This is a genomic window from Corallococcus sp. CA049B, assembly GCF_003611685.1.
Taxonomy (GTDB): Bacteria; Myxococcota; Myxococcia; order Myxococcales; family Myxococcaceae; genus Corallococcus; species Corallococcus coralloides.
Genome location: NZ_RAWC01000303.1, coordinates 1 through 8584, shown reverse-complemented (window position 1 = coordinate 8584; position 8584 = coordinate 1). Strand labels below are relative to the sequence as shown.

Annotated in this window: 7 protein-coding genes and 1 tRNA gene; 7 read left to right on the top strand and 1 reads right to left on the bottom strand. The window is 70.1% G+C overall.

The window, feature by feature from the left end:
- Positions 1-17: 17 nt before the first annotated feature.
- The 7 genes from D7W82_RS36640 (at position 18) to D7W82_RS36610 (ending at position 7033) form a co-directional block, all read left to right on the top strand.
- Positions 18-1706: a HEAT repeat domain-containing protein gene (locus tag D7W82_RS36640; protein WP_120622733.1), complete on the top strand. Its 1689-nt coding sequence runs from the start codon at positions 18-20 to the stop codon at positions 1704-1706.
- Between the two features lie 46 nt (positions 1707-1752).
- Positions 1753-3831 carry an ATP-dependent helicase gene (locus D7W82_RS36635; RefSeq protein ID WP_120622730.1) on the top strand — a complete coding sequence of 693 codons (2079 nt, stop codon included), beginning with the start codon at positions 1753-1755 and terminating at the stop codon, positions 3829-3831.
- Positions 3832-3983: 152 nt separating this feature from the next.
- Complete coding sequence (locus D7W82_RS36630; protein ID WP_120622732.1) at positions 3984-5606, top strand: Hsp70 family protein; 1623 nt, start codon at positions 3984-3986, stop codon at positions 5604-5606.
- A gap of 9 nt (positions 5607-5615) precedes the next feature.
- Entirely contained in the window at positions 5616-6041 is a 426-nt protein-coding gene (locus tag D7W82_RS36625; RefSeq protein ID WP_120568017.1) for a hypothetical protein, read from the top strand.
- Between the two features lie 20 nt (positions 6042-6061).
- On the top strand, positions 6062-6346 hold the full coding sequence (locus D7W82_RS36620) for a hypothetical protein (protein WP_120622729.1): 285 nt from the start codon (positions 6062-6064) through the stop codon (positions 6344-6346).
- Between the two features lie 86 nt (positions 6347-6432).
- Positions 6433-6504 (top strand) — tRNA-Val (locus tag D7W82_RS36615).
- 238 nt (positions 6505-6742) lie between these two features.
- Positions 6743-7033 (top strand): hypothetical protein, encoded by a 291-nt coding sequence (locus D7W82_RS36610; protein ID WP_014397451.1) that lies wholly within the window; start codon positions 6743-6745, stop codon positions 7031-7033.
- A 99-nt stretch (positions 7034-7132) separates the two neighbouring features.
- Here the strand turns inward: D7W82_RS36610 and D7W82_RS36605 are convergent, their stop codons facing one another.
- Positions 7133-8098 carry a TerC family protein gene (locus D7W82_RS36605; protein ID WP_370451127.1) on the bottom strand — a complete coding sequence of 322 codons (966 nt, stop codon included), beginning with the start codon at positions 8096-8098 and terminating at the stop codon, positions 7133-7135.
- Positions 8099-8584: the final 486 nt, after the last annotated feature.

Below are 8584 nucleotides of genomic sequence, written 5' to 3'. Positions count from 1 at the left end.
GGGTATTGCTGGAGGGGATGCCCACCTTCCGACGCGCCCTCGCCCTCGTGCTCCTGGCCACCGGCTGCACGCACATGTCCTTCGAGAAGGCCAGCGAGCTGGACACCGTGCAGGCCTACCAGGACTTCCTGCGCGAGAACCCGGAGGATCCCGAGGCCACCACGGCCCAGGGGCGCATCGAGGGGCTGGAGTTCGACGAGGCGAAGCGGCTGCACTCGGTCATCGCCTACAAGCGCTTCCTGGAGACGTACCCGGACGCGCCGCAGCTGCAGCGGGCGAAGTCGTTGCTGGAGGGCCTGCGCTTCAACGCGGCGAAGGAGGCGGACACGGAGGCCGGGTGGCGGCAGTTCCTCGCCGAGCACCCCGACGGCGCCCACCGCGACGAGGCGCGCGCGAAGCTTCAGGCGGCCCAGGAGCGCGACGTCCAGACGACCACGGACCTCAAGCGCGTGTCCCAGCTCCTCCAGGGCGAGGCCGCCGGCGCGCGCCGCGAGGAGCTGGAGCGCAAGCTGGACGACGAGTCCTTCGCCCAGGCCCGGGACGCCGGGAAGCTCTTCGCCTACCTGCGCGACTTCCCCGCGGGCACGCACCGCGAGGAGGTCCGCGTCAAGCTGCTGGAGCTGGAGGTGGAGGGGCTGCTCGTCTCCGGGCTGGTGGACGAGGCCGAGGCGAAGGTGAAGGTCCACCCGCTGGGGCCGAAGCTGACCGGCTTCCCCGCGCGCCTGGCCCGCGCCCGCGAGGAGCAGGTTGCCCTCTCCCGCACCGAGCCCGCCGCCCGCGCGATGCAGGCGGGCCACTACCTGCGCGACCTGGAGGATTTGAAGCGCGCGCTCGTGGCGCCGGATCCGCTGGACCGCTGGCAGGCGGCGGAGGAGCTGGGCCAGCACGTCTCCGTGCGCGCGGTGGATCCGCTGCTGGAGGCGCTGCGCACGGCGCGCAACCCGCTGATCCGCCAGAACGCGCTGTCGTCGCTGCGCACGGTGCTCTCCGCGCTGCCCGCGCCCGTGGCCGGCTACGAAGTCGCCGTGCGGCTGGAGTCCCTGCGTGAGCGCGCCAGCAGCCCGGAGCTCTACATCACCGTGGCGGCGCTCCTGGACCTGAGCGGCCAGCTGGAGCAGGCCGCCAGCCAGTACCAGCGCGTCTATGAGTCCGGCGGCACGGATCCGGTGGTGCTCTGGCGCTGGGTGCAGCTGCGCGAGCAGCGCAAACAGGCGTTCTCCGCGGCGGTGGCGGCCCGGCAGCTCGCGGTGTGGGCCCAGACGACCGCGCGCGAGGAGCTGGTGTCCGCGGAGGGTGGGGTGCCCCTGGCGTCGGCGCGTCAGCTCTGCGCGGCGGTGGTGGACGCGCGCTTCGCGGCCCAGGCCATCGCGCGGGTCCGCAACGAGAAGACGGAGTTCCCCGAGGACATGGCCACCTTCGAGCGCACCGCCCAGGACGCCGTGCGTCTGGCCGAGGCGAAGCTCGCGGACGCGGAGCTGCTCCTGCGCCAGCAGCACCCCGGTGTGCGCACCTGCGCTGATCAACAGGTCACCGAGCGGCTGTCGCAAGGCGTGAAGGAGCGCACCCAGGCGCTCCAGCAGGCGTCGAGCGCGAAGCTGCCCAAGCCCGTGGGCACGCTGCTGCTGGAGCTGGCCCGCGAGCGCGATCCCTCCCCGGAGGTCCGCGCCGCGGCGGCCTCCCGGTTGGCTGGATCCACCCCTCCCTGAGACGGACTGGCGGACCCGACGGCGGCGGTTAGAGTCCCAGCCCCCCATGGCCGCCCCCCTGCCGCTGAACCACGCCGTCCCCTCCGGAGCGCCGTCGCGCCGTCTGGACCTGGATGGCGCGCTCAACGACGAGCAGCGCGCGGCCGTCGAAGCAGGGGAGGGGCCCGTGCTCGTGATCGCCGGGGCGGGCTCCGGCAAGACGCGCACGCTCACGTACCGCGTGGCGCGCATGCTGGAGCGGGGCGTCCCGCCGTCGTCGCTGCTGCTGCTCACGTTCACCAACAAGGCCGCGCGCGAGATGATCCGCCGCGTGGAGGAGCTGGCCGGCGGCTTCGCGGACGTGGGCAGTCTGCTCGGAGGCACCTTCCACCACGCGGCGCACGTGCTCCTGCGGCAGCACGCAGGCGCGCTGGGCTTCTCCACCGGCTTCACGGTGTTGGACCGCGAGGACTCGCGCGACCTGATGGCCACGTGCCTGGCGGAGCGGAAGCTGAGAAGCGACAAGCGCTTCCCGCGTCCGGACGCGCTGTTGGACCTGGTCTCCCTGGCCACCAACCTCCAGCAGCCCGTGTCGCAGGTGCTGGTGGACCGGCGCAGGGAGATGCTGCCCGTGGCTCCGGAGGTGTTCGCCACCGCGCGCCGCTTCCAGCAGCGCAAGGCGCAGCTGCACCTGATGGACTACGACGACCTGCTGGCGCACCTGAAGCGGCTGCTGGAGGACCACCCGTCCATCCGCGCGGAGCTCACCGGGCGCTTCCAGGGCGTGCTCGTGGACGAGTACCAGGACACGAACCGCCTCCAGGGCGACCTCGTGGACCTGCTCGTGGGCGAGCGCAAGAACCTCACCGTCGTGGGCGACGACTGCCAGTCCATCTACAGCTTCCGGGGCGCGGAGTTCACCAACATCATCGACTTCCCCCAGCGCTACCCCGGCTGCGGCATCTACCCGCTCACGCGCAACTACCGCTCCACGCCCCAGGTGCTGCGGCTGGCCAACGCCGTCATCGCGCGCAACACCCGCCAGTTCCCCAAGGCGCTCGTGTCCGACGGCGCCCCCGGCCCCGTGCCCCAGGTGGTGCCCACCCGCGACGTGAAGGCCCAGGCCGCCTTCGTCGCCGAGCGCGTCCTGGAGCTGCGCGCCCGGGGGGAGCGCCTGGAGTCCATGGCGGTGCTGTACCGCGCCCACCTGCACTCGCTGGAGCTCCAACTGGAGCTGACGCGCCACGGGATTCCATTCCGCGTGCGCTCCGGGGTGCGCTTCTTCGAGCAGGCCCACGTGAAGGACGCGCTCGCCCACCTGCGATGGGCGCACCACCGGAACGACGAGCTGGCCTTCAAGCGGCTCGCGCGGCGGCTCTCCGGCGTGGGCACCGCCAGCACGGAGCACCTGTGGACCGCCCTGGCCGCGCTGCCCCCGGAGCTGTCCCTCGCGGACGCGCTGGCCCACCCGGACGTCCAGGCCCTCGTACCGAAAAAGGCGCAGGCCGGCTTCCAGCGCTTCCAGGCCCTGATGACCACCCTGTCCGGCACCGAGCCCCGGGAGCCCCGGAGGCCCCGGAGCCCCGGCGCGCTGCTCGCGGAGGTGCTGGCGGCGCGCGAGCCCCCGGCCACCCCGGACGGGGCGGACCCCCGCGCGGAGGATCTGCGCCAGCTCCAGGAGTTCGCCGGCCGCTTCGAGGACGTGCCCCGCTTCCTGTCCGCCATCGCCCTGGTGGCCGAGTTCTCCGCCCGGGCCGCCCTGGAGGGCGACGGCGAGGCCCCGGACGACGTGCTCACCCTCACCACGGTCCACCAGGCCAAGGGGCTGGAGTGGCGGACCGTCTTCGTGCTGGGGCTCACCGACGGGAGATTCCCCCTGTCGCTCGCCACGCGGGACCCGGAGAACGAGGAGGAGGAGCGCCGCCTCTTCTATGTCGCCGTCACCCGGGCCCGGGAGGCGCTGTGGCTCGTGTACCCCCACACCTCGCTGCCCCGGGAGGACGGACGGCTGCTGCTCACCCCGTCCCGCTTCCTGGCCGAGCTGCCGGTGGGGCCTGACGCGGTGTGTGAGACGCACCCGCCCCCGGAGCCCGACGGGCCGATCCGCCTGCGCGACCTGGGGCCGGATCCCGACCGGGAGCTGTAGGCCGGCCCTGGAATCAGCCCCCCTGGTGGGCAGGCTGGCCAGAACTACAGTCAGGGAAGAAGCGTCCGCCTAGAAACGCGCACGCGCCGCCTCGACGTGCTAGAGAGTGAGGACGGGCGCGGCCTCCCCCTGAGCCGTGCACGTTGACCTTCATGGCGGACAGACCTCGCATCGTCGGGATTGACCTGGGCACCACCAACACCCTGGTGGCGTCCGTGCGCAACCGCATCCCGAAGATCGTCCCCACGGACCGCGGCAACCTCATCCTGCCCTCCGTGGTCGCGCTGTCCGCCAAGAACGACCTGCTGGTCGGCGGCGTCGCCAAGGATCAGATGGTGACCAACCCCAAGAACACGCTCTGGGGCACCAAGCGCCTGATCGGCCGCAAGTACCATTCGAAGGCGGTGGAGGACCTCAAGGGGTACTTCCCCTACGACATCGTCGAGGACTCCAACGGGGACACCGCCGTCACCCTGGGCGGCAAGCTCTACACGCTGCCGCAGGTCTCCAGCTTCGTGCTGTCGCAGCTGAAGACCATCGCGGAGCAGTTCCTGGGCGGCCCCATCGACGCGGCCGTCATCTCCGTCCCCGCGTACTACAACGACAACCAGCGCAACGCGGTGAAGGAGGCCGGGCGGCTGGCCGGCTTCGACGTGAAGCGCATCGTCAACGAGCCCACCGCCGCGGCGCTGGCCTACGGGTTCAACCGGGGCCTGGATCAGAAGGTCCTCGTCTATGACCTGGGCGGCGGCACCTTCGACGTCAGCGTGCTGCACCTGGCCGGCAACGTCTTCGAGGTGCTGGCCACGGGCGGCGACTCCTTCCTGGGCGGCGCGGACTTCGACAACCGCATCATGGAGTACGTGCTGGAGCGCTTCCGCGACGAGACCAAGGTCGACCTGACCGGGAGCCCCATCGCCCTCCAGCGCATCAAGAACGCCGCCGAGGCGGCGAAGATCGACCTGACGCTCATCCCGAACGTCGTCATCGACCTGCCCTACATCGAGGAGCGCAAGGGCAAGCCGTTGGATCTGCGCATCCCGCTGACCCGCGACTACCTCAACAACCTCACCGGCGACCTGGTGGACCGCACCTTCGACATCTGCGACCGGGTGCTCGCGGAGAAGGGCATCAGCCGCTCGGAGATCGACGAGATCATCCTGGTGGGCGGCCAGAGCCGCATGCCGCTGGTGCAGCAGAAGATCCAGGCCCACTTCGGCAAGGCCCCGCGCAAGGGCGTGCACCCGGACGAGTGCGTGGCCCTGGGCGCCGCGCTGCTGGGCGACTCGCTGGGCAGCATCGACGCGGTGACGCTGCTGGACGCGCTGTCCATGCCCATTGGCTACGCGATGCCCAACGGCCGCGTGAAGCGCATCATCGAGAAGAACTCGCTGATCCCCATGGTGAAGAGCTTCCGCCTGCCGCCGCCGGCGCAGCCGGGCGCGCAGTTCATCGAGCTGGACATCTACCAGGGCGACAGCGACCTGATGGTGGACAACGAGTACCTGGGCACCGTCCGCGTGCCGGCCGCCGCCGCGGGCCGGAAGATCGACTTCCGCCTCACCGAGGAGTGTCTCCTCCAGGTGCAGGTGGAGGACGCGAGCGGCATGTCGCGCAAGGTGGATCTGGCCACCCGCGACACGCCCGAGCAGTTGAAGAAGGCCTTGCAGGAAGTCGCCTCGCGCAACACGCCGGCTGCTCCGTCGAGCAGCAGCGGGCCGAGCGATGACCGCGGCCTCTTCTCCAGCATCAAGAGCATCTTCCGTAGGGGGTAGGGAGGCGCGATGCCGAAGTTTCCGTCGAAGGAATGGCTGGACGAAGCCGTCCGGCTCACCAATGCAGATCCGGAGTGCGCCATCGCCGGCAAGGGATGGAAGGGCGACTTCGGGGCCGTCATCGAGGCGGAGAAGGGCAAGCTGGACACGTCCTTCGTCATCCACGTGGAGCCCGGGGACTGCGACATCAAGCGGGCCCGCGTGCTGTCGGATCCGGACGACCTGGACGAGCTGGAGCCGGTGTACCTGGCCCGCGCGCCGTACTCCGTCTGGAAGCAGCTGCTCCTGGGCACGCTGGACCCGGTGGAGGCGGTGCTCAAGCGCCGCATCTCCATGCGGGGGGACCTGCAGCCGCTCATCGAACGCATGCGCTACAAGGGCATCGCCGACCGCGTCTTCGCTGCGCTGAAGACCGAGTTCCCCGACGGCCCCTGAGGGCCAGGAGGACCGCCACCATGGGCATCCGGGACGACTTGAAGAAGCAGGCGCTGGGGCTCTCCAGCATGGCCATGGAGAAGCTCATGGCCGACGACAAGCGCGCCATGGCCGTGGCCCAGGCCATTGGAAAGGTCCAGCGCGGCAAGCAGGCCCTGGACCGCGGGCAGGAAGAGGTCATGAAGGCCCTGCACTTCGCGCCGAAGGGGGACTTCAAGGCCGTGGGGAAGCAGCTCGCGGGCCTCAAGCGCCGCCTGCGCGAGCTGGACGCGAAGCTGGAAGCGCTCGCGGAAGAATCCTCCTAGAAAAGGCGTTGACACCCACGGCGGCGAATGGCATTTACCGCCGCGTCCGTTGCGCAGCGGTGGCGCGGCGGGCGGCACAGACAGCAGGGCGCGTAGCTCAGCGGTAGAGCACTGCCTTCACACGGCAGGGGTCGCAGGTTCGAAACCTGCCGCGCCCACTCAAAGCAAGGCCGTGAGTCCTCAGGGGCTCACGGCCTTTCGCTTTTCCAGCTCCCAACACGCGGTGGTTCGTGGGGCGGAGGCGCCCGTTGGCTGCCGCACGCGGCCGGGCCGCAGTGTCGGGTTCCGGCGCAATCGGCGGGGGCGGGGCGTGGCCGGCGATCCGCGGACTGTGCGACCTTCACGGCCGTGCCCAGGACATTGCGATTCACGTGGGATCAGCAGGGGCGGGCGGTCGTGAGTGGCCTGCCGCCCGACGACGTGCTGGCGGACTACCTCGCCCAGGAGCTGCGGCCGGATGCGAACCGGGCGCAGGGGATGCTGAACGTGCTGGCGTCACTGCGGCAGGGACGGCGGGAGCGCTGGGACGTCACCGGGGAGACCTGGAGCCTGGAACTCAACCGGGCCCGGGCCTCCATCCACAGCGAGGTGGCCATCCCCGGCCGCTCCCAGGACCTGCCCCTGGAGGAGTTCGAGGACGCCATCCGCTCCTGGCTGGAGTTCATGGAGCTGTCGCGGGCTCACTGAAAAAAGAGGCCCGAGCCCCCATGCACTTCGAGGGCCCGGGCCCGGAGCCCCACACCCCATGGGACCCACAGCCGGAAAAATGTTGGTTCCGCGGGAGCGTCAGCTCTTCGCGGGGGCCGCCGTGTCGCGGCTCACGTCCGAAGCCGGCTCACCGTTGGGCGCGTGCGGCGGCGTGTTCCGGGCCTTCACCAGCGAGGCCACGATGCTGGCGCCCAGCACCAGCGCGATGACGCCCAGGGAGATGGCCGGGGACAGGTGCACCACGTCCACCAGCGCCATCTTCGCGCCCACGAAGACGAGCACTCCGGACAGGCCGACCTTCAGGTAGGTGAACTTCTCCATCGCCCCGGCCATCAGGAAGAAGAGCGAGCGCAGGCCCAGGATGGCGAAGATGTTCGACGTGAAGACGATGAACGGGTCGCGCGTCACCGCGAAGATGGCGGGGATGGAGTCCAGCGCGAAGAGCACGTCGGACGCCTCCACCAGCATCAGCGCCATGAGCAGCGGAGTCGCCAGCTTGCGGCCGTTCTCCACCGTGAGGAAGTGCTGCCCGTCGAAGTGCGGCGTGGAGGGAATCACGCGGCGGGCGGTGCGCATCAGCCAGCCGTCCTCCGGGTGCTCCTCGTGGTTGCGCTGGATGAAGAGCTTCACGCCCGTGATGATGAGGAAGGCGCCGAAGACGTAGATGAGCCAGTGGAAGCGCTCCAGCATCGCCACGCCCGCGAAGATCATCACCGCGCGCAGCACCAGCGCGCTCAGGATGCCCCAGAAGAGGACCCGGTGCTGGTAGAGGGCCGGGACCTTCATCGTGGAGAAGATGACGACGAAGACGAAGATGTTGTCGACGGAGAGCGACTTCTCGATGAGGTAGCCGGTGAGGAACTCCATGCCCGGCCCGGCGCCGTAGCGCCACCACAGGAAGGCGTTGAACGCCAGCGACAGGCTCACCCACACCGCGCTCCAGCCAGCGGCCTCCTTGAAGCTCACGGTGTGCGCCTTGCGGTGGAACACACCCAGGTCCAGCGCGAGCATCGCGATGACAAATGCGATGAAGCCGCCCCACATGATGGGGCTGCCGATGGTTTGGAATGATTCCAAGGCGTTCACCTGGGGAAGGCACGGGGAGCCAACCCCTCTCAGATAGGAGCCCTGGCTATCTTCGGCAAATAGAGAATCCAGGCGCGATACTTCGTAAAAACGGAAGTATCTCCGGAGGCAGGCGTCCCGCCGGGGGCTCTGGTGGCCCTTGTGGCCACGGGAAGTGTTCACTTCCGCCGCGGTTTGCAATGTCCCTGGCTGGAGAACGCTTTCACCGGGCCATTGAGACCAGCCGAGCGCCCGAACCTCCCGTGGCACGTGAGCCCGGGGGCACGGAGCGTGGGTGACGAGGCCGCCGGCGAAGGCGTCGCGGCCGCTGCCCGTCTCGAGGGCCCCCGTGCACGGAAACCCCCTGCCTGATGCGGAACCGATTTGTCTTCACGTCCAGCGCGCTGCTGCTGGCGCTCCATGCTTTTGGCTGCGGCGCGAGCCCCGAAGGCGACACGACGACCC

Excerpts from the sequence above, each read along its gene's own strand:
- D7W82_RS36640 (WP_120622733.1), top strand. The coding sequence starts at position 18 with ATGCCCACCTTCCGACGCGCCCTCGCCCTCGTGCTCCTGGCCACCGGC.
- D7W82_RS36635 (WP_120622730.1), top strand. The coding sequence starts at position 1,753 with ATGGCCGCCCCCCTGCCGCTGAACCACGCCGTCCCCTCCGGAGCGCCG.
- D7W82_RS36630 (WP_120622732.1), top strand. The coding sequence starts at position 3,984 with ATGGCGGACAGACCTCGCATCGTCGGGATTGACCTGGGCACCACCAAC.
- D7W82_RS36625 (WP_120568017.1), top strand. The coding sequence starts at position 5,616 with ATGCCGAAGTTTCCGTCGAAGGAATGGCTGGACGAAGCCGTCCGGCTC.
- D7W82_RS36620 (WP_120622729.1), top strand. The coding sequence starts at position 6,062 with ATGGGCATCCGGGACGACTTGAAGAAGCAGGCGCTGGGGCTCTCCAGC.
- D7W82_RS36605 (WP_370451127.1), bottom strand. The coding sequence starts at position 8,098 with ATGTGGGGCGGCTTCATCGCATTTGTCATCGCGATGCTCGCGCTGGAC.